Origin of the sequence: uncultured Fenollaria sp., from assembly GCF_934202865.1 — a bacterium.
Taxonomy (GTDB): domain Bacteria; phylum Bacillota; class Clostridia; order Tissierellales; family Peptoniphilaceae; genus Fenollaria.
The window spans coordinates 1-21,509 of sequence record NZ_CAKPYL010000019.1 but is presented as its reverse complement, the minus strand read 5'-3'; the positions used below and the strand labels follow the sequence as shown (position 1 = coordinate 21,509).

Annotated in this window: 21 protein-coding genes; 1 reads left to right on the top strand and 20 read right to left on the bottom strand. The window is 36.7% G+C overall.

Features of this window, described 5'->3' with window-relative positions; translation table 11 throughout:
• The 7 genes from Q0E71_RS03360 to Q0E71_RS03330 form a co-directional block, all read right to left on the bottom strand.
• A partial coding sequence (locus Q0E71_RS03360) for a type I restriction endonuclease subunit R (RefSeq protein ID WP_294796004.1) occupies positions 1 to 1,550 on the bottom strand: 1,550 nt, incomplete at its 3' end.
• 13 nt (positions 1,551 to 1,563) lie between these two features.
• Positions 1,564 to 3,369: a restriction endonuclease subunit S gene (locus Q0E71_RS03355; RefSeq protein WP_294796002.1), complete on the bottom strand. Its 1,806-nt coding sequence runs from the start codon at positions 3,367 to 3,369 to the stop codon at positions 1,564 to 1,566.
• A gap of 74 nt (positions 3,370 to 3,443) precedes the next feature.
• On the bottom strand, positions 3,444 to 5,021 hold the full coding sequence (locus tag Q0E71_RS03350) for a type I restriction-modification system subunit M (RefSeq protein WP_294796000.1): 1,578 nt from the start codon (positions 5,019 to 5,021) through the stop codon (positions 3,444 to 3,446).
• A gap of 120 nt (positions 5,022 to 5,141) precedes the next feature.
• Positions 5,142 to 5,624 carry a dihydrofolate reductase gene (locus Q0E71_RS03345; protein ID WP_294795998.1) on the bottom strand — a complete coding sequence of 161 codons (483 nt, stop codon included), beginning with the start codon at positions 5,622 to 5,624 and terminating at the stop codon, positions 5,142 to 5,144.
• Positions 5,624 to 6,595 (bottom strand): phosphate acetyltransferase, encoded by a 972-nt coding sequence (pta, locus tag Q0E71_RS03340; RefSeq protein ID WP_294795996.1) that lies wholly within the window; start codon positions 6,593 to 6,595, stop codon positions 5,624 to 5,626. The genes Q0E71_RS03345 and pta overlap by 1 nt, the downstream gene beginning before the upstream one ends.
• Positions 6,596 to 6,610: 15 nt before the next feature.
• The gene (locus Q0E71_RS03335; protein WP_294795994.1) at positions 6,611 to 7,144 is read right to left on the bottom strand and encodes a chromate transporter; all 534 of its coding nucleotides are present in this window, start codon (positions 7,142 to 7,144) and stop codon (positions 6,611 to 6,613) included.
• Positions 7,145 to 7,148: 4 nt separating this feature from the next.
• Positions 7,149 to 7,673 (bottom strand): chromate transporter, encoded by a 525-nt coding sequence (locus tag Q0E71_RS03330; protein WP_294795992.1) that lies wholly within the window; start codon positions 7,671 to 7,673, stop codon positions 7,149 to 7,151.
• A 114-nt stretch (positions 7,674 to 7,787) separates the two neighbouring features.
• On the opposite strand from Q0E71_RS03330, the gene Q0E71_RS03325 reads away from it, so the two are divergent.
• On the top strand, positions 7,788 to 8,303 hold the full coding sequence (locus Q0E71_RS03325) for a flavin reductase (RefSeq protein ID WP_294795991.1): 516 nt from the start codon (positions 7,788 to 7,790) through the stop codon (positions 8,301 to 8,303).
• A 305-nt stretch (positions 8,304 to 8,608) separates the two neighbouring features.
• Here Q0E71_RS03325 and serS read toward each other — a convergent pair whose 3' ends face one another.
• From serS to Q0E71_RS03260, 13 genes are all read right to left on the bottom strand, one after another.
• Entirely contained in the window at positions 8,609 to 9,886 is a 1,278-nt protein-coding gene (gene serS, locus Q0E71_RS03320) for a serine--tRNA ligase (RefSeq protein ID WP_294795990.1), read from the bottom strand.
• Between the two features lie 11 nt (positions 9,887 to 9,897).
• Complete coding sequence (locus Q0E71_RS03315; RefSeq protein ID WP_294795989.1) at positions 9,898 to 10,812, bottom strand: ATP-binding protein; 915 nt, start codon at positions 10,810 to 10,812, stop codon at positions 9,898 to 9,900.
• Between the two features lies 1 nt (position 10,813).
• The gene (locus tag Q0E71_RS03310; protein WP_294795988.1) at positions 10,814 to 11,875 is read right to left on the bottom strand and encodes a DnaD domain protein; all 1,062 of its coding nucleotides are present in this window, start codon (positions 11,873 to 11,875) and stop codon (positions 10,814 to 10,816) included.
• Complete coding sequence (locus Q0E71_RS03305; protein ID WP_294795987.1) at positions 11,850 to 12,440, bottom strand: GNAT family N-acetyltransferase; 591 nt, start codon at positions 12,438 to 12,440, stop codon at positions 11,850 to 11,852. Before Q0E71_RS03305 ends, Q0E71_RS03310 begins: the two co-directional genes overlap by 26 nt.
• Positions 12,430 to 13,761: a replicative DNA helicase gene (gene dnaB, locus Q0E71_RS03300; RefSeq protein WP_294795984.1), complete on the bottom strand. Its 1,332-nt coding sequence runs from the start codon at positions 13,759 to 13,761 to the stop codon at positions 12,430 to 12,432. Before dnaB ends, Q0E71_RS03305 begins: the two co-directional genes overlap by 11 nt.
• Positions 13,762 to 13,770: 9 nt before the next feature.
• Positions 13,771 to 14,214, bottom strand: a complete 444-nt coding sequence (rplI, locus tag Q0E71_RS03295; protein WP_294795983.1) for a 50S ribosomal protein L9 — start codon at positions 14,212 to 14,214, stop codon at positions 13,771 to 13,773.
• Positions 14,214 to 16,226: a DHH family phosphoesterase gene (locus Q0E71_RS03290; protein WP_294795976.1), complete on the bottom strand. Its 2,013-nt coding sequence runs from the start codon at positions 16,224 to 16,226 to the stop codon at positions 14,214 to 14,216. The genes rplI and Q0E71_RS03290 overlap by 1 nt, the downstream gene beginning before the upstream one ends.
• Position 16,227: 1 nt before the next feature.
• A complete protein-coding gene (locus tag Q0E71_RS03285; RefSeq protein WP_294795974.1) occupies positions 16,228 to 17,127 on the bottom strand; it encodes a DUF2232 domain-containing protein in 900 nt (299 codons plus the stop codon).
• Positions 17,127 to 17,798, bottom strand: a complete 672-nt coding sequence (gene pyrE / locus Q0E71_RS03280) for an orotate phosphoribosyltransferase (protein ID WP_367116807.1) — start codon at positions 17,796 to 17,798, stop codon at positions 17,127 to 17,129. Before pyrE ends, Q0E71_RS03285 begins: the two co-directional genes overlap by 1 nt.
• Positions 17,795 to 19,075 (bottom strand): metallopeptidase TldD-related protein, encoded by a 1,281-nt coding sequence (locus Q0E71_RS03275; protein WP_294795967.1) that lies wholly within the window; start codon positions 19,073 to 19,075, stop codon positions 17,795 to 17,797. Before Q0E71_RS03275 ends, pyrE begins: the two co-directional genes overlap by 4 nt.
• Complete coding sequence (locus Q0E71_RS03270; RefSeq protein WP_294795965.1) at positions 19,075 to 20,499, bottom strand: TldD/PmbA family protein; 1,425 nt, start codon at positions 20,497 to 20,499, stop codon at positions 19,075 to 19,077. The genes Q0E71_RS03275 and Q0E71_RS03270 overlap by 1 nt, the downstream gene beginning before the upstream one ends.
• On the bottom strand, positions 20,489 to 20,674 hold the full coding sequence (locus Q0E71_RS03265) for a hypothetical protein (RefSeq protein WP_294795964.1): 186 nt from the start codon (positions 20,672 to 20,674) through the stop codon (positions 20,489 to 20,491). Before Q0E71_RS03265 ends, Q0E71_RS03270 begins: the two co-directional genes overlap by 11 nt.
• Positions 20,675 to 21,141: 467 nt before the next feature.
• The coding region (locus tag Q0E71_RS03260) for a hypothetical protein (protein WP_367116806.1) at positions 21,142 to 21,509 on the bottom strand (368 nt) is incomplete at its 5' end.

Below are 21,509 nucleotides of genomic sequence, written 5' to 3'. Positions count from 1 at the left end.
CTCTCAGGATGAAGAAGCATCTTGCTCTCGTATTTTTTAAGCTCCTTCTCATCACTTTCTTTTTCGGCCTCTTTGAACTTGCTCTTAATATTGTTGTAGTCAACCTTAAATTTTAAAACTTTTCCATCGCGAATCGCGTCAGTAATTACATACGAGTGCAGCTGAGCACCAAATATCGACGATGTTGTCTCACCACTTAATGAATTTTCAGCAAATATCGGTGTGCCAGTAAAGCCAAATTGGTAGTACTTTTTAAAACTTCTACGAATATTTTTTTGTGCATCGCCAAATTGTGAGCGGTGGCACTCATCATATATAAGTACACACTCTTTGTCATAAATCTCATGTTCAGGATATTTTTTAACAAATTCATTAAGCTTTTGAATGGTAGTAACCACTATCCTGTTATCATCCTTCTCGATAGACTTCTTTAGCTCTTTAGTATCCTTGCTGCCATTGACAGAGTCCTCTTGAAATTTTTTATATTCATTCATAGTTTGGTAGTCCAAATCTTTTCTGTCAACGACAAAGAAAACCTTATCGATGAAGTCCAAGTCAGTCGCAAGTCTAGCCGTTTTAAATGAAGTTAGCGTCTTACCCGAACCAGTTGTATGCCAGATAAAGCCGCCAGCCGCAGCTGAGCCATAGCTTTTACTTTCATGAGATGACTTAATCTTCCAAAGAATCCTCTCAGTTGCCGCTATTTGATATGGCCTCATAATCATAAGAACATTTTGCGAGTTAAATACACAGTACTTAGTTAATACCTCTAAGATAACTCTCTTCTCGAAGAAAGTCTTAGTGAAGTCAACTAGGTCGTGGATGGCCTTGTTCTTGGCGTCAGCCCACTCACAAGTGAACTCGTAATTATTTTTGTTTCTCTCAAGAGTGTTCGCAAAATACCTTGTTAATGTTCCGTTAGATATAACAAAAATTTGTACAAACTTATATAAAGAGCTGTCAGCGTTAAAACTTTCTTTAGAATATCTGTGAATCTCATTAAACGCTTCCCTTATATTAACGCCGCGCTTCTTAAGTTCAATATGAACTAGAGGTAAACCATTGACTAGTATAGTAACATCATATCTAGTCTTCTTTTTACCTACTTGTACAAATTGATTCATCACTTGCATATAATTATTATGAATATTTTTCTTGTCAATAATTTTAATATTTTTCAAATCGCCGTTATCAAATTTAAAGTCGTAGATGTAGTTCTCTTGAATTTTTCTAGTTTTTTCGACAATACCATCATTAGGCGCATCAAGATACTCAGTGAGAAAGCGTCTCCACTCATCATCAGTAAATAAAACCTTATTTAATTTTTCAATCTTGTCTCTCAAATTCTTATAAAGGTCCTCATTCGAACTCGCTTTGAATCTTTCGTAGCCTTGAGATATTAAATTTTCAATCAGCTCCCTCTCAAGATCTGCCTCGCTTTGGTATGCCTTGTCATGAGCCGAACTGTCTTTCTCATACTTAGCTAGTATGATGCTGCCCGTCATCTCGGCAATGGCAGACGAGCCATAGTTTTTTAATTCTTCGCTCATAAAATCACCTCATTTATTTTTCAAATGTCAATAGTTTTTCCCTGTAATACTCATATTGTTTTTCGCGTAATTCAATCTCGCGTCTTAAGCCCTCAGTAGTTGATTGACTTAGCGCCTCAAACTTATCAAGAATGGATACAATATATTCTTGAATAGGTTTTGGTGGAATAAGTATTTTAATTTTTTCCATATCCTTAGTTGATAGTTCAATAACTTTAACACCTCTTGCCAACTTATTCTTTTGTCTTATGAAATAATTTGCTCCATTAAATACATGTGATAAATACTTTGGATTTTCATTATGTCTAAATATAGCTGCATGGCCACCAGTTACAACACTCTCACTACCTAAATAAGCTACAGTTTTCATTACGTCTTCAATATTTTCAGATGTTTTTGTAATTACTAAATCGCCAGTATAAACTTTTTTAAGCTTCTCGGCATTTTGCACAGTTACTTTCACTATCGGGTTTCTTACACACAAATTATATTTAGTATATATATGCCCATAATGGATTGCTCCAACATTACCTTTTTCGTTAAATATACTCTTAGGCATTCCTTTGCCATTTTCGAACACGCCTATGTTGCCTAATGACTTATGTCTAAGTTCAAAAACTTTTACTCCGACTAAATATCCTGCTTGGGTTAATAGACTTATATAGTCTTTACTTAGTAGTTGGTACCCCCCCCCACTAGTACATTCAGTGTCAAAAGCTAATAATTTTTCGCGGTAATATTCATATTGCTTTTCTCTTTTTTCTATCTCATCAGGAAGTAATCCACTTACATTTTGAGTAAGAGCTTGAAATTTATCAAGAATTTCAACAATTTTCTCTTGTATTTCAATTGGTGGAAGTTTTATTCTTATATTATTTATTATTTCTTGAGTTAAACTTGGTCTTGTTGGATTAATGCTTAATGATAATAAATCTATGTTTTTCATAAAATAATAAAAGTACTTTACATTTAATAATTTTTTATCAATCTCTGTGTAATAAATTGTATCCACATTCCAAAAAGGTTCGTTTAAATAAAAAATGTTATCTATTGATCCTTTTCTAGGTATCAAAACTGTTTCTTTATCATAAGAAAATTTGTTAACACCAACATTCATTGGACCACCGCTGCCATAAACAGGTATATTTCCTTCAGATAAAGTTTTCCAGTCTTTTCCATTTTTTAATTTTATTACATCGCCTAAAGTTTTTTCTTTTAATTCATATTTATATAAATCATGTTTGTTTATCACTTTATCTAAATACTCTTCGCTTAGAAGCAAGTCCCTATAGTAATCATATTGTTTATTTCTTGACTGTAATTCTGACTGTAATTCTGACTGTAATTCTGTAACATAATTTGTGAATTTGTCAAGTATTTTTACAATTTTTTCTTGAGCTTCCAATGAAGGGATCGATATCATCAGCCTTGCCATATCTTCGCCATATACATGAGGTATGCCGCTGCCTTTTTTTAATTCATATATTTTATCTTGCATATTTAATAGATAATAGTATAAATATTTTTTGTTTAATAAATCACATGGCTCTATTGAAAAAGCATCGCTTAAAAAAATTGGTTCTTCCCAAAAGCCCAAAAATCCAGCATAAGCTCCACTTCCAGCTACTGTTATAGTTTGACCTGACCTGTTAAATTCATTATGATAATAAGCTGGTTGTTGCCCCCCTGCGATAACTGGAATATTTCCCTCTTTAACATTTTTCTTCGTTATTGACTTTCCTCTCTTAAATTCACAAACATCCCCAAGCTTTTTCCATTCAACTTTTTCATTTTTTAACATTTCATCTATTTTACTCATAGCTAACGTCCTCATTATTATAACTCAATTGAGTGGTTGTCAACTTATAGTTGATTACCACTTTTACCTCTATTTTACTCATCTTCAAGCTCCTTAACTATTGCATCGATCGAAGCTCTTAGCTCATCTATCTTTTTAACGGTCTCTTCTATCTCTTTATTAAGTACTTTTATATCGATTTTCTCTCTAGTGTCTTCTTTTTCAACATAGGTCGACACTGAAAGGTTATAGTCGTTCTCTTCCACTTCTTTAACATCGACATATCTCGAGAAGTATTCTACTTCTTTTCTATCGATAAACTCGTTTAAAATATTGTCAATATTTTTATCTTCTAAAATATTGTTATTTGTTTCTTTTTTAAATTCTTTTGAAGCGTCTATAAATAAAATTTTGTTCTCTGTCTTGTTTTTTGCCATAACTAAAACGCATGTGGCGATTGATGTGCCAAAGAATAGGTTTTCTGGCAGCTGTATAACGCAGTCGATAAAGTTATTGTCAACTAAATACTTACGGATGGTTTTTTCAGCGCCTTTACGATAAAAAATGCCTGGGAAGCAGACTATGGCTGCTCTACCCTTGCTTGAAAGGTAGCTAAGTGCGTGCATGATGAAGGCGTAGTCGGCGTATGACTTAGGCGCGAGCTTACCTGCTGGTGCGAAACGTACGTCGTTAATCAGTGTTGGATCCTTGTCACCAACCCACTTTATTGAGTATGGCGGATTTGAGACTATGGCATCGAATGGCTTTTCATCGTTATGAAGCGGATTTAATAAAGTATCGCCTCTTTTGATGGAAAAGTTATTGTAATTAACATTGTGCAAAAACATATTCATACGGCAAAGGTTAAAGTTTGTCATATTTATCTCTTGGCCGAAGAAACCTTCGTCAATTATATGTGCATCAAACTGCTTTTTCATCTGCAAAAGTAGACTTCCACTGCCACACGTAGGATCATATACCTTGTTAATAGCTATCTTGCCTTGCATAACAAGTCTTGCGAGTAATTTTGAAACTGTTTGTGGTGTGAAAAATTCTCCGCCTGATTTTCCTGCGTTACTTGCATAATTCGAGATTAAATAAAGATAGGCATCGCCAAAGGCGTCTATATCGTTATCTTCGAAACGTCCAAAGTTTATGCTGGCTATGCCATTTAAAATATCTCTAAGCCTTTTATTCTTTTCGGCAACTGTCGCTCCAAGTTTGTTACTTGTAGTGTCAACATCTTCAAAAAGTCCTTTTATGTCATCTTCTGACCTGAAACCGATGGCACTTGCTTCTATGGCTTTAAATATATTAGCAAGGTCTGTATTAAGGTCTTCGTTAAGATTAGCATCTTTAACTACGTTTTCAAATAATTGACTTGGCAATATAAAGAAACCTTTGTCCTCAACTGTATTTGGCCTAAAATACTTTTCTGCCTCTTCATCACTTATTTGAGCGTAATCAAAGTCTGGATCGCCTGCTTCGTGCTCAGCATTGTTAAAAAATTCTGTGATATTTTCTGATATAAAACGGTAAAAAAGTATGCCTAGTATGTATTGTTTAAAGTCCCAGCCATCAACAGCGCCGCGCACATCATCTGCGATGGACCAGATCTTCCTATATAGTTCAGCTCTTTGAGCTGTCTCGTTATTCTCTCTAATCTCTGCCATAATTCTCTCCTTAAAATATGTTATATACATTAATTATATCACATATAGAAAATTTTTACATCAAAAAACGAACCTTAGAATATTTCCTTGGTTCGTTTAATATTGAAGAAAATTGTCTCCTTATTTTCTTTTGTATCTTCTATACTCAAATTTCATATCTTGATAAGCATATTCTTCGCTTGTTTGAACTAGCTCAAATGCTTCATCCTTATCGAGATTTCTCATAACTGTGTCATAAGGCTCGAAGTCTTTCTTAATAAAGGTAATCTCTGCCTCGTCCACCTCATCTATAAGCTGGTCTATAAGGCTCGCGCCGCCAACTAAGAAAATTTTCTTGTCTGAAAATTTTTCTTTTATCATCTTTCTTAAATCGTCAAGGCTGTGAGCAATGTGAGCGCCATCCATCTCCTTAAGTGAGCGTGATACAATGATCGTTTCTCTGCCAGGAAGTGCGCCTGTCGCGTCGAAGGTTTTTCGTCCCATGACTAAGACGCCACCCATGGTCATCTCTTTAAAATGCTTGAGGTCCTCTGGTATCCTTGTTAACATGTCTCCTTTGTAGCCAATCGCCCATTTGGCGTCGACTGCCATTACGAGTATCATTATAAAGCTTGTTTTGCTGTGATTAAAGCAAGTTTGTAAACGTCGTCTGAGTTGCAGCCTCTTGATAAATCGTTAACTGAGCTGTTTAAGCCTTGAAGTATAGGTCCTATAGCGTCGTAGCCGCCAAGTCTTTGTGCAATTTTGTATCCAATGTTACCTGCTTCTAGTGATGGGAATATGAATACGTTCGCATGACCTGCGATGTCTGAGCCCTTTGCCTTCTTTTCAGCAACTGTTGGTACGAAGGCTGCGTCGAATTGAAGCTCTCCATCTACGGCGATGGATGCGTCTCTTTCCTTAACTATTTCAAGTGCCTTGATAACTTTTTCTGTTTCGTCTGACTTAGCACTGCCCTTTGTTGAGAAGCTTAATAGAGCGATCTTTGGATCAACGCCGAAGCTCTTTGCTGTTATATTTGATAGTATAGCTGTTTCTGCTATGTCATTTGAATCAGGTGCGATGTTTATGGCGCAGTCAGCGAAGATATATCTTTCGTCGCCCTTAACCATAACGAAAACGCCTGAAGTCTTCTTGTAGCCTTCCTTCATCTTAATGATTTGAAGTGCTGGTCTAACTGTATCGCCTGTAGCATGGCAAGCGCCTGATACAAGTCCATCTGCCTTATTCATATATACTAAGATAGTTCCGAAGTAGTTAACGTCCTTAAGAAGTAGCGCCTTAGCGTCTTCTAGAGTGATCTTGCCCTTTCTTCTTTCAAAGAACTTTTGAGCCATCTCATCAATGTCCTTAGCTTCAGCTGGGTCGATGAAATTGATATTAGCAAGGTCCTTGCCTATAGCCTTTGCAGTTTCCTCTACCTCACTTCTCTTGCCTAGAACTATTGGTTCTAAAATATTTTCTTCTTTTAATCTGAAAGCAGCCTTTAAAACTCTTTCATCTTCACCTTCTGGAAAAACAATCGATGGATGTTTTTCTTTTACTTCAACTTTTAATTCTTCAAATAAATCCATAATAACCTCCTATTTCTATTTATTAATAAATTTATCTTTGCTTAAAGCAATCACAACGCCGCCAATGATGACGAAGATGGGATTGACATCTAAAAACACAACTATTAAAAAAGCTAATATGCTTATTGCGTACTCGAATTTGTTTAGGTGGGCTTTCTCTACTAAGCCTACAAGTGCTGCAAATACTAGTGCGCACACAACTGGTCTAACGCCTTTGAAGGCTGCTTGCACATATGGACTGTCTTGCACGCCCATAAAGAAGTGCGATATGACTAGTATGATCATAAAGCTTGGCAGTACCGCGCCAAAAAAGGCAGCGATCGCACCCCAAAAACCATATATCCTGTAGCCAACAAGTATCGAGATGTTTGCTGCGATAGGCCCTGGTGCTGTTTGCGCAAGGCTTATCGAGTCTATGTACTCTTCGTCTGACATCAGTTTTTTCTTTGTAACTATCTCACGCTCAATTATTGGTAGCATGGGAAAGCCGCCTCCCAAAGTGAAGGCACCTATTTTAAAGAATGTAAAAAATAAATCAAGTATCTTCATATCATCACCTGTAAAGCACTATGCCGACTAAAAAGCCCACAGCCATAAGAAGTATGGGGTTAAGCTTTTTGACTCTAACTAATACAAAAGCTGCGATAGCTATGATTATGGACTTGTAATCGATGATGGCGCCCTTGCCAATGGTTACGACTGCCGCTAGGACAAGCGCTAAAACAACTGGTCTTATGCCCCTAATCGATACTTTGATTGCATTTGAGTCTCTAAATTTGTTTATCGTCAAAAATATTATGCTCATGATAATAAAGCTTGGTAGTGTCACTCCAAGTGTCGCGACAACGCTGCCCCAAAAGCCTGCTAGCTTGTTGCCTATGAAGGTAGCCGAGTTAACCGCGAAGGGTCCGGGTGTTGTTTGTGCGATGGCAACTATGTCTATAAAGTCCGAGTAACTTATCCAATGAAGGCCATTGATGATTTCCTTTTCGAAAAGTGGCATCATAGCATAGCCCCCGCCGAAGCTAAAGAGGCCTATCTTGAAAAACACTAAAAATATTTTGACTAATAAATTCATATACTCACCAAAGATTATTATAACACAAAGAGATATATTTTTCTAGACTAGCAATGTAAATTTTATTAATATCTTCATGCTCTTTGTGATATAATTTATATAAGGGGTGATGGTATGAGCTTAAAAGCTATTGATATGAAGGAGTTAAAATTTAATCCGATGACGCTGATTGGCAAAGAATGGATGCTTGTGAGCGCGGGTAATGAAAAGTCGTTTAACACAATGACTGCGCAATGGGGCCACTTGGGCGCTATATGGAACGGCGATATGCCAACGTCGGTCATCTACTTAAGACCACAAAGATATACGAGGGTCTTTGTTGATAAGAATGATTATTACACGCTAAGCTTTTTTGATGAAGCATACAAGAAAGATTTAATGTACCTTGGCACTCACAGCGGCCGCGATGAAGATAAAATCGCAAAGACATCTTTGACGCCTGTCTTTAGTGATGGCAGCGTTTACTTTAAGGAAGCGAAGATGGTTTTGGTCTGCAGAAAAGTTTATAAAGGCGTTTTGCACGAGGAAGGCTTTATTGATCAAGACATACTTAAGAAGAATTATCCAGAGCATGACTTTCACTATGTCTATGTAGGTGAGATAGTGAAAGCTTATGTAAATGAAGACTAAAGTTAATTAATAAAGATAAGAAAAGAGCTATGCGTATCGATTGATATACATAGCTCTAATTTATTTTTGCCTTGTTAATTTTTTTGCTTACTTGGCACTTTTACTTAGATTAGTTTTTTTACATACTTTGCATTTTTGCTTTCTATAGTATTTTTACTTGCTTTAGTAATTTTGCCTTGTTTAGTGTTTTTACTTTATATAGTATTTTTACTTTGTATAGTGTTTTTGCTTTCTTTAATTATTTTACATGCTTTGTTTACTTATTTTACTTACTTAATAATTTTTACTTACTATAGTCTTTTAATCTATTTTTCTTTTTTAACTATGCGGTCCTTGCCAAAGTACTTTTGTAGTGCCTTTGGTATAGTGATCGAACCATCTTTATTTTGATAATTTTCTACAAGCGCAGCAAATGTTCTTCCTACTGCAAGACCTGAGCCGTTAAGTGTGTGAACGAAATTTAATTTGCCTTCTTCATTTCTATATCTAATGTTAGCTCTTCTCGCTTGGAAGTCCTCGAAGTTCGAACAGCTTGATATTTCAACGTATCTGCCGTAGCTTGGCATCCATACTTCGATGTCGTATGTCATTGCAGATGTAAAACCAAGGTCGCCTGTCGATAGTTGAACGACTCTGTAAGGTATTTCAAGCTTTTGAAGAACTGCTTCTGCATCCGCTAATAACTTTTGTAATTCATCATAGCTTGTTTCTGGCTCAACAAACTTAACAAGTTCGACCTTATCGAATTGGTGGTTACGAATAAGGCCTCTGTTGTCTCTACCAGCTGCGCCCGCTTCTTGTCTGAAGCATGGTGTGTACTCAGTTATGTTTATAGGTAGATCAGCGCCATCAACAATTTCGTCTCTAAGCATATTTGTTAGAGGTACTTCAGCTGTTGGCACAAGGAAAAAGTCCTTTGATGGCAAGTAGAACATATCGTCTTCAAACTTTGGCAATTGTCCTGTACCTAGCATCGATGCTCTATTGACCATAAACGGTGTACTCATCTCAGTGTAATCTTGTTCAAGCGTATGAAGATCAAGCATGAATTGAATTAAGCTTCTTTCAAGTCTTGCTCCGTCGCCTTTGAATATAGAAAATCTTGATCCAGCTATCTTGCCAGCTCTGTCAAAGTCAAGTATATCAAGGTCTGTTCCTAGATCCCAGTGAGCCTTTGGCTCGAAGTCAAACTCAGTTGGCGTGCCATACTTCTTTACTTCGACGTTATCACTATCATCCTTGCCAAAAACAACGTCCTTGTTAGGAACGTTCGGTATGCTTAGTAGGTAATCAGCTATCTTCTCGTCGATTTCCTTAACTTTTGCATCATAATCTTTGATTTCGTTTGAAAGCTCTTTCATCTCTTCAAAGATTTGAGTGACATCTTCGCCAGCCTTCTTTAGCTTAGGCACTTCCTTCGAAATCGCATTTTGCTTTTGCTTCATAGTCTCAACAACAGTTAGAAGCTCTCTTCTCTTCTTATCTTCTTCAAGAAGCTCTTCGATTGGGAAGCTTCCGTGTCTCTTCTTTAAAGCTTCTAGAACTTCTTCAGGATTTTTTCTGATTCTTTTTATATCTAACATAAAATCACTCCTTATCTTAATCTTAAATCGCGTCCTTTAAAGCGATATATATAGTAATTTGACAGTATCCTCGACGATAGTCTCTCTCCGTACTTTTCTTTTATAGCGTCAACATTTAAGTTGCTCGTGATAAGCGTCTTTAGGTTTTTACTAAGTCTATAATTAATCAAATCAAGTATAGACTTCGAGCTAATCTGTGTATCAATCTCAGTTCCAAGGTCATCAATGATTAAAAAATCCGTGTTATAAAAGAGATCTCTCTTCGTTATTGCATCGCCATCTGCCTTAAATATAGCCTCGTTAATGGTTTGGCACATCTCATAAGAGCCGATGTATGTAACATTAACAAGCTTCTCTATAAGCCTCTTTGCAAGTGAAACCGCCATAAATGATTTGCCAGTACCCACATCACCGAAAAAGAAAATGGATTTGTGCTCATAATGAAAACTATCTGCATAATCCTCAAGGCTCTTCTTTATCTCAAGCATTTCATCTTTTATATCGTCTGTAAATATATTGTCATCAAAATTTTCAAAGCTCTTCTCCATCATCTCAGTATTGAGTTCATTCGTCTCAAGCATTTTTTCCTTAAGCATATCGTCAATGCAGGAGCATCTCTTCGACTGATATATGCCAGTGTCTTCACATTTATCGCAGTCGTAGTGCACCTTGAAAGCATCTTCAAGACCATAATCTTTGATTAGCTTTTGCTTTTTCGCTTCTATATTTAGTATCTTTTTATTAATATCTTCATAATTTGTAAAATTCATAGCAGCAAAATCATTAAGGACGTCATTCTTTTCATTTTCAAGGCTAAGCAAATCTGGGTAGTTTTTATAAATTTCGTCGACCCTCTCGCTTCTTTCCCTCTCTCTAATATTCTTAATATTTGCTTTTTGTCTATAAACATCATCTAACAAAGTCATGCTACTTCCTCCAATTGCCTTCATAGGTATCGCTTAGGTAGTCGTCTGGGTATTCTCTCTCATCAAAGTCCTTTGCCCTCGCCTTTGGCTTCTTCGTATTATTAGTCTTTCTGTCTGATCTATATAGCTCATTCGTTCTCTCAGCGTCTTCAACAGTCTTTATGCCTTCTTTGTGCCACGCCTCAAGTATTGCATCGAGGTAGGCTATAGAAGGTTTTGATGTGTAGATAAAGTTCTCGGCAGCCTTTAAGATGATGTCATTACCATAATCAAAGTCATCGTACCACTTGTCTATAATCTTCTTTTCAAAATCAGATACATTTTTAAATGGCATTGCTAGTGACTGCATAAGCTTATTGTAATTTCTTTGGCTGTCGTTCATCACATTAAAATCGCTCATCACTTGAGAAAGGTTAGTGTAACCCTTGTCATACCAGTTCATGATGATGGTCTCAACATAAGCTGGTGACTTCTTCTTAAGTATGTCATAAGCGTATGAATAAGCGTGTGATATCATCTCGCAGCTGATGTTGTAGTCACGAAGCCACTTGATAATCTTGATCTTTTCTTGAGTGTTAAGCGGCCTTCTAACGATGTGAGCGACGTCTTGAAACATCTTCTTAACGCCTTCGTCCTTATTCACTTCTATAATTAATTTAGTGTCGCTGCTTAAATCATCTTCATTTATATCAACCTCATCATCAAAAGTGTTTTGACTCACGCTGCTTGCGCCCTTATCTGATGAAGTGCCTCCAAGGTATAGAGCCTTTAAATCTTTAAAGATGACATTAAAGTTGTAGCTAAGGCCATCGTCCTCGAAGTCAACTATACCAACCGATTTCCAGAATCTCCATGCATTGGCGACATCTATAACGGGAATTTTTAAAACTTCGGCTATCTTTTCATTGCTCGCCTCAATGTCATCGTCTTGTGCATATCTTAATGCAAGTAGATATACCTTGACGAAAGTACCGTCAGCTTGCGGCATAAACTCGCTTATGAAGATGTTGTTAACTCTTGTATCTAATAAATTTGAATTAATTTTCTCTACTGTGAAGCTCAAAAAACTCACCTCTCTTTATCTCGTAAGTGTAGACAAAGGACAAAAGCTCCTTGCCGTCTTGCCTAAACTCATCTTGATGTTCTATATATTCTTCTCTAGTCTTGTCAATGTCTTGAATGTTGTATGTATCTAAGTAATATGCCTTCTTCCTAAAGCCTAGCTTTTTATATAAGTGTATGGCCTTCTCATTAAAAGCGTTTACATCGAGCCATATCCTTCTCATCTTTAAATCAGTGAAAGCATAAGTCAAAAATTCTTCTAATATAGCATAGCCATGACCATGGTTTTGGTAGCGGACATCCATAACTATGAATAGCTCTGCGCTTCTTAATATGTAATTTATCTTTTTTAAGCCGATATAGGCGATGGCCTTGCCACGATAATAGATGGCGAAGTAGCGTTTAAAGAAGCCCTTCTTCGTCTTGAGCCACGCTTTTACTTCCCAGTCCTCTTCGTAGATGAAGTCGTAGTCGTTTAAGAGGTAGTAGTTGCCTCGCTCCCAGCCTCTAAATCTGTAAGCGTCTTCTAGCTCGAGTGACTTTATCTTGTACTCATTATTGTTCATAAGCCTTATTCGAAACGTCAAAGAACCTTGTGTACTCATCCTTCCAAATTAAGTTAACCACGCCAATAGGACCGTTTCTGTGCTTCGAAACGATCACTTCTGCTAGATTTGGATTTTCTGTCTCTTTATTATAAACATAGTCTCTATAAAGGAACATAACTATGTCGGCGTCTTGCTCTATGGCACCCGACTCTCTTAGGTCAGATAGCTTTGGTCTCTTGTCTGGTCTTTGTTCAAGTGCTCTAGACAATTGTGAAAGCGCTAGTACTGGTACATCTAGCTCCTTCGCTATGGCTTTAAGGCCTCTCGATATTTGTGAAATTTCTTGAACTCTATTCTCAATCCTTTCGCCAGTCGTCATGAGTTGTAAGTAGTCGATAACAACTAGGTCTAGACCCTCTTCCATCTTTAGTCGTCTTAATTTTGCCTTAAGCTCTATTAGGGAAATGGCTGCCGTGTCATCGATATGAAGACTATACTTTGATAATTCATTTGATGCAGTAATTAGATTAACAAGGTCTTGGCCTTCAAGCTCGCCTTTAAATAGACTCGATAAATTCATTTGCGCGAACGAGGCTAATATTCTTTGGCCGATTTGCGTCTTACTCATTTCAAGCGAAAACATAGCGACCTTCTTGCCCGCTTTAGCCGCGTTTACAGCAAGGTTAACCGCAAGAGCTGTCTTACCCATAGATGGTCTCGCCGCTAATAGTACTAGGTCTGACTTTTGGAAGCCGCCTAATAAGGAGTTAAGATCAGTAAAACCAGTAGTTACGCCGCTTAGCTCACCTCTGTTTTGTACCCTCTTCATAATTGTTTGAACAGTATCGCTCATAATTACGTCAAGAGCAGTTAATGAGTTTCTTAGTCCTCCTTGAGAGATTTCAAAAAGTCCTTTCTCTGCCTTTTCAAGCACGTTCTTTGCAGGCGATTTATCTTCAAGCGACAAAGCCTTGATCTCATCTGAAAATTCTGCAAGACTCCTAAGTATAGACTTTTCCTTAAGTATATCTATATAAGTATCTTGGTTTGAGCTAAGTCCTTCGTTATTTGCATATATGCTTGCAATGTACTTTATGGTCTCAGCATCAATATTCTCACTCGTTTCAAGTGTTTCTGTTACTGTCAATAGGTCTATGGGCTTGTTTAAAGAGAATAAAGTCCTAATCGCATTGAATATCTTTCTATGAAGATCATTATAAAAATCTCCTTCATTAAGTCCTTCAATGGCCTTGACAGCAGCAGTCTTATTTTGCATTGCATTAGCTAAAACTTCCTGCTCAACTATTAAGTTGTTAGGTAATTCTCTTAAAACTTCCATAGTACTCCCCTATATACTAATATTAACTCTTAAATTAGCTGTGATTTGTGGATATAGTCTCAAAACTACAGTATATACACCTGCTTGTTTGATATTTTCCTTCATTTCTATCTTTCTTTTGTCGATGTCTAGGCCAAATTCTTCAAGTAAAGCCTTTTGTATGTCCTGTGAAGTAACTGCGCCAAATAATTTGCCAGTAGCTCCGCCTTCAGCCTTCATCTTAAGCACTTTCTTTTCTATATCTGCTTTGACCAAATTTGCTTCTTTTGTTTCTTGTTCAATCTTGGCCTTTAGTTCGGCTTGCTCTTCCTTCCATTGATTAACGTTTTCATCAGTAGCTTCTAGAGCAAGTTTCTTTGGAAACAAGAAGTTTCTCGCATAACCGTCCTTGCTATTAACCATTTCGCCTTTTTTGCCAAGGCCCTTAACGTCTTCTATAAGTATAACTTTCATTATTTAACACCTTCTTCTTTTTTCTTTGATTCATTTTCTTCGTCTTTATATTCTTTTATTTTTCTCTTTAGTTCTTCAACAGCCAAATCAACCGACAAGTCTATCCTAGTTGCTGCTTGATTCAAGTGACCGCCGCCGCCAAGCTTTTCCATAATCAATTGTACGCTTATCTCGCCGAGTGATCTAGCTGATACGTGCGTTTCGTTATTTGAGATCTTAACCGCAACGAAAGATGCCTTCATGCCATTGATGCTTAGCATCTCGTCAGCCGCTTGTGCCGCTATAAGTATTGAGTTATCAACCTTATCTTCGAGTATACCGATGATGGTATCGTCCATAAATATTTCAGACTGTCTAACTATGTCAGCCCTATTCTTAATAACTAAATAATCTTCTTTAAAATACTTCTTAACTGCTTCTGGGTCAGCTCCGAACCTTCTAAGCATTGATGCCGCTTCGAATGTCCTTACGCCCGTTTGAACAGTAAAGTTCTTTGTATCAACAGTTATGCCCGCAAGTAGCGCCTCTGCCTCGAATTTACTTAAAACTACATTGTCAGTCATATATGTGAATAGCTCTGTAACTAGCTCAGACGTACTCGATGCGTATGGCTCTAAGAAGACAAGTTCAGTCGATTCAATAAACTCGCCACTTCTTCTATGGTGGTCAATTACAACTCTGTCCTTTATTTGATCAACTAGGCCTGGTGCCTCGGAGATGGACTTCTTGTGATGGTCGACAACTATTAGTAAAGTCTTTTCATCGACTAAGCCAATAAGTTCTCCCTCAGGCTTTACTACACCTTTTAGGCTTTCTTCTTCATTTAGCCTTGCCATGATATTTCTAATGCTCATATTGACCGAGTTAAGTGCGATGTAAGCAGTTTTGCCTCTCATTCTAACAAGCTTCACTACGCCGATGGCTGAGCCAATTGCGTCCATATCAGCATTTTTGTGAGGCATGATAATTACGTTTGACGCGTCATCAATAAGTGATCTAAGCGCGCCCCCAACGACTCTTGCCTTAACCTTAGTAGTTTTTTCAACAGCCTTCGATTTTCCGCCAAAGTACTCATAATTGTGCTCTCTTCTAAGAACAGCTTGGTCACCGCCTCTACCTAAAGCTATATCCATGGTATTTCTAGCGATTTCGTATTGTTCCAAAGGCGTCTCTCCATCAGTAGTCGCCGCAATTGAAAGAGTTAGTGGTATTATGCTTTGTATCTTTAAGTCACGAACCCTGTCAAGTATATCAAACTTCTTTTGTATAATCTTTTGAAGATTTTCGTTATTTACAATTATTAAATATCTATCATCATCATATTTTCTAACAGTCGCATCATAGCCATTGAAATAGTTGATGATCTCAGTCTCAACATTACCAGTGATAGTCGCTCTAACGCTGTCTTCAACACTGCTTTTAACTTCATCAAGGTTATCGATGTAAAGAAGTATAGTCGCTATCTTTTCCCTGTCAATAGTGTCCTTCGCTTCTTTAAGATCAGTTCTATTAATCCAGTAAAGAAGAAGCATCTCTCTGTCTTTGCTGTCTTTCGATTTCACCTTATTCACATAAACTTGATAATAATTATCTCTGTATAATATCTTTAACGGTTCATCACCTGCGCCTAATATTTCATTTAGATTTAGTGATGATATAGCGTCAAGTATGTTATTTTCGGGCTCATCCTCAATTTCTAGCATCTTGATAAATTTACTGTTATACCAGTTAATTTCGCCGTCTTGCTTAATTATAACCATAGGGAATGGCATCTTGAATACCGCTTGCTTAGTTAATGAGTCTATGGTCTCTTCGATATTTTCAAAGTTCTTTTGTCTAAGAGTAGTTTGGTCTTCAAAGTTTTGTAAGAACCTAATGTGCATTGAGACAAAGATGACAAGCGCGATAAAGCCAATGATGATGTTTAGTATCATGAGCATAATGATCAGAACTAGCTCGAAAATTACCTCTATTAAATTTTCTTTAACGTATGCTTCGATTTTTTTGAACATTTTACGCACCCCTTATACTTGTAGTTCCATCAATAAAGCCGAATATTATATTCATGAAAAACATAATTCCTACAAAAAATATTGAAAATGCAAAGTAAAAATTTGCCGCCGTCTTCTTTTTATAACGTATCTTTAATAAGAACATTACAAAAGATAGGCCCTGTATAGCAAAGCTCATGAATATCATCAAGGATATATTGTCAACTATAAGCTGATTTATACCTAAATTTGTTAGCATAAATATGACTAAGATTGCTAGCATTAAATAAAATGCTGATTTCTTTAGCTTTAAAGCCTCTACAAATGGCTCTGTAATATTGACGTCGCCTCTTTTTCTGATTATATAATGAGGCAGTTTTAGAGCTATAAAAGCCGCAATAAAAGCTAGTAAAAACACAGTGCTAGCTAAGTATTTCTTAAACTCTTGATAAGCCATCACAACCATGTCCTTGTCAAAGACTAAGTCGCCCTCGTATGAGCTCACAAGCTCCATCTGTTTATCGAGTCTTGCGTTGAACGCGTCAATGAGATTTATATCGAAGAACTCTCTTAAGGCTATAATATATATTATGCTCGAGACAACCAAAGTCAGTGTCATGGCTATAAGCAGCTTGTCGCCCCTCATATTATTCTTTATAAGCTTAACTGCAATTATTAAGAATGGCAGTCCAAGTATGGCCCTTTCAAATATGAAGACCGGCTCTAAAAATATTGCCAAGACGCCAAGTGAAGCCATGTATAGATATATGGAGCTGTAATCCTTGTTCGCGATTGAGTTCATTAGGTAAGCGCCAAGCACAAGTGGCATCGCAAAAACGCCTAAGTACCTGGTCAATAGCATGGTCAAAGTTAGAATTACGAATGTTATGGCCGTCTCAAGATTTTTATTCTCTATCTGCATTATCTTTCCTTATAAGTATCGAGATGCTTCATGATCTTTGCATACATCTCTTCGTCTATATATACTTTGCCATCTATCTCTTTATTTCTTAAGTAATCAGCTATGAATTTTATATCAAGTATCGAATAAACTTTAACGCCATAATCGTCCTCAAGCTCGTGAATAGCTGACTTATCGCCAGTGCCTCTCTCCATTCTATTTACAGATATGATTAAAGCCTTAACTTTTGCGTCATAATGTTTAAGTATGTCGATGGACTCTCTTACAGCAGTTCCAGCAGTGATTACGTCTTCGATAATGACTACATCCGAGTCAGCACTTGGAGTCTCTCCAACGAATATGCCTTTTTCGCCGTGGTCCTTTGCTTCTTTTCTGTTAAATGAGTAGCCAATCTCAAGACCATAGTTCTTGTAAAGACTTACAGCACAAGAAACCACTAATGGTATGCCCTTATATGCTGGGCCAAATAGCAAAGGATTATCTAGTTTAATATTGTCCATATAAGCTTTGGCATAAAAGTCGCCAAGCTTAGCTATCTCTTCAGAATTATTGAAAAATCCAGTGTTTATGAAGTATGGACTCATCCTTCCAGACTTAGTCTTGAAGTCACCAAACTTTAAAACATCCGATTTAAGCATTAAATGTATAAAATCTTCTTTGTATGACATTATCCTATGTTCACATCCTTAATTAAAATATATTTTGGTCCATAGTAATTATCTATATGAATCATCTCTTTAGAGAAATACATATTTAGTCCCTTGTCCATGATATTGGCTGAAAAAGCGCCGTTATTGATGATTTTTGTTTCTTTGCCGTCAAAGTACTTGGCAAGTCTAAACTCGCCACCAAATATACCTATGGATGCATCTGCTTGAAAGCTCGAGAAACTCTTTATCTCAAGATGTCTAGTCTTTCTCATCTCATCAATAGACATAGATCCTGGAGCTACTTCGATATTTACTAAATTACCTGTAGCTTCAATACCCATGTATGAGGCGAATCTTTGACCAGCAGCTACGTTTATCATCTTGCCGTCCTTAAATATTTGCGTTTCTTTTAGCTTAACGCCGTCACTATCGTATTTGCTATTGTGAACGGAGCCTTCAATCTCAGGCTTTAGAGTGATATTTACAAGATCTCCCTTAGCACCTTTATGAGCCTCTTCATTTAATTTTAATTTATTAAGCTTCATGTAGTGAGTTGAGCCGCTTGCTTGATAATTATAAAAGTTAAAGAAGGCTGGAACATCTAGGCCAGTGATGATTACATCAACTGCTTCGATAGGCTCAGCTGGCTTAGACATAGCTCTGTCCTCTGCCTCTTTAAGCTCTTCGTAAATATTTTCTTCAAATTCTTTTTCATTTAGCTTAGAAAAAGTAAACATTCTGTAAACTTCAATCGAGCCTGCTTCACCGCACGCATCAGCAATTGATTCAACAATTATCTCGCTCTTTTTAGATTTGCAGTCGCATCCCCTTGAGTTTACAAGATTTTCTTCTATATTATTAACAAAGATTTCGCATGAGTTTATCTTAGATTTAGTTCCATAGTCTTTGTAAACTATCTCCTTTACCTTTTTTATAGTCTCAAGCTCATCTACATAAGCTTTTTCATCTACTAATTCAGTGCCTTCAGCTAAAGGAAAGTGCTTGTTCTTTATGAATTTTGCTCTCTCATAAGCAAGAGCTACTTTTCTTGCAATTTCTTCATCACTATCTGATGGAGCTGTATTAAATGAAGAGTCTCCTCTAAATTTTTTGCCATCTTCTTCAGTATCAGCATATATAGTCACGCTCACGTCATCAGTCTCAACGCTCCTGTCCATATCTATCGCATCTCTTATTAAGAAAAGCTCCTTGCTAGATGTTTTCTTTTTAATTAACTTAAAATCAGAGATTTCTTTGTTTTCTTTTATTATATCGATAATATTTTTAATTCTGTCCATTAGCTTAGTCTCCCCTTAAACTTTAAGTAGCTGCCACCAGTTGAAGTCTTGACCCATTCCTTATAGCCTTTGCCGCAGTAGCCTGAACCATTCATTTCAATTTCTCCAGAAACCATGGATATAGACTCAAGCACATCAGGTACATAGCCTGTTAGTGTTGCTGGGCTAAATACTTTTCCAGTTAATTTACCGTCCTTTATCTTTCTCGCCTTCATGGCAGTGCATTGAATACCCCAGTTCTTAGGGTCTTCCATACCATTGTTAAGGCCGTCAAGTAAAAATCCGTAGTCGATGGACTTAATCATATCGTCAACGCTGTCCTTACCGCCTTCAAAGAAAGTATTTGTCATTCTTGTATAAGCTTTTCTTCTAAAAGACTCTCTCTTGCCATTGCCAGTTGGCTTAACGCCCAAAGACATTGCAGATAGCTTATCAGCCATACCTCTTCTAAGTATGCCATTTTCAATAATAACAGTGTCAGACGCTAAAGTACCTTCATCGTCAAAGCTGTAGCTTGAGCATTCGCCAATGGCTGTGGCGCCATCATGCATTGTAGTTATGTCACTTGCCACTCTTTTATTGACATAGTCCTTAGCCAAAGCTCTGTCCTTAACAAACATATCCATCTCTACTCCGTGGCCAAAAGCCTCATGAGCAAGTAAACCTGTGATGTCTGGCGCACTAATTAAATCATAGTAACCAGGTTTAACAAGTTCTGAACCAAGAAGTTCAATCGCATTATGAACCACTTCTTTATAGATATTGTCAAGCTCCTTAAGTACTTCCAAACCGCCTAGTCTACTTACGCTCTTGTAATCATATCTAAAGTCGTCGTCCTTTTGAACGTCAGCCTCAGCCATAACGCTAGTAAAAGTATATGCTTGGTTTAAACACATCTTTTTAGAAACAAAAAGCTTTCTCACTTCAGTTTCTATGTACATAGCTCTCGCAGAAACAACTACATCAGACTCTTTAAGCATCTTATTCTTTATATCTGTTAAGTAATTTATCTTCTCTTGAACGCTCATCTCATCAAGAGAAATTTCTAAATCAGATGAAAAATCCTTAATAAATTCTTCCTCATCGATTAAAGAATATTTTCTCATAGAAAAATTATTCTCTTTATAAAATTTATAGTTTTCTTCAATTTCTTTTTTTATCATCTTGGAGAGCTCTTCTGGGCTTTGAAGCTTGTCAAAAGATACTTCACCATAATAATCATTATTATATACGCGTGCTACAAAACCTCTCTCGCTGTCCATGCCTTCGCCAACACGTGTTATGCTCTTTGATACCATATAATTAGTAGAGTCAGTATCAGTAGCAAGTATCGATACATAGTCAAAGTCCTTGCTAAGTAAGTCAACTGTCTTTACAAGACATTCCTTTGCATCAACTAAAAACTGTGACAATTTATTTTTCATCAGTCTTCTTCTCCTTTCTCTCAGGCTTGCTTGTGCATAAGCCAATGATTAAAAGAATATCAACAATAACTAATGCTGGAACAGTATAATCCGCTATTGGTTTGTATACTACATTAGCTATAGTGAATGCTAGTAAAATAATAAATGCTGTTTTAATTAAATATTTTCCGTTCATACTTCCACCTCTTAAGACATTATATCACATATGAAAGTTATTTATCAATAATAATTATATTTATATATTACTTATATATTGATTATGATTTATTTTTATTTATATGTACTCGTAATGGCTATGGCGCGTGTCATAATTATATCACTTGTCATACATAATGCCCCTCATATGTATAGTGCGCGTCGTATGTTTAATGCGCTCCATATGTTTAGTGCGTGTCATATGTTTAATGCGGGCCATGTGTTTAATGCGGGCCATGTGTTTAATGCGCGTCATACAGCTAACAATCTTAAAACGAATAGTAAAATTACTTAATGAGCAAGTTTAATATCTCTCTCGCTCTACTTATTATATATTTTTAACTTAGCTTATAAAAATAAAAAACGCATAAAAATAAGCCTGCATCTCTGCAAGCTTATCTATTACATTTTACTATTTAATTTAATATTTATAAAATTTTCTAAATCTTATTTAACTTCTTCCATTAACTTACCCATAAGCCAAACGACATCTGAGTGCCATTTCTTGTGGCGTGGTGGGCAATATATCTTTGCGAATGTTTTTAATGATTTGCCTTTATATAGGCTTCTTGTTATTAGCTCTCCAAAGTATAGGATATTGTCCTTTGGTGTTTTAAAGCTTAGGTAGCCGTTTGATCCTCTCATGCCGTAGAAGTTATTTGTATTTGCTTGTCTACCTTCCCAGCCTGCTTCTGCGATTGAAACAGCGATGGCAAAGATACCATTGACTCCGTATGTGTCTTCAAGTGCCTTGAAGCTTTCTCCTTGTCCAGCAAGTCCTGTATTAGCTAATATTTTATTAAATTCTTCCACAC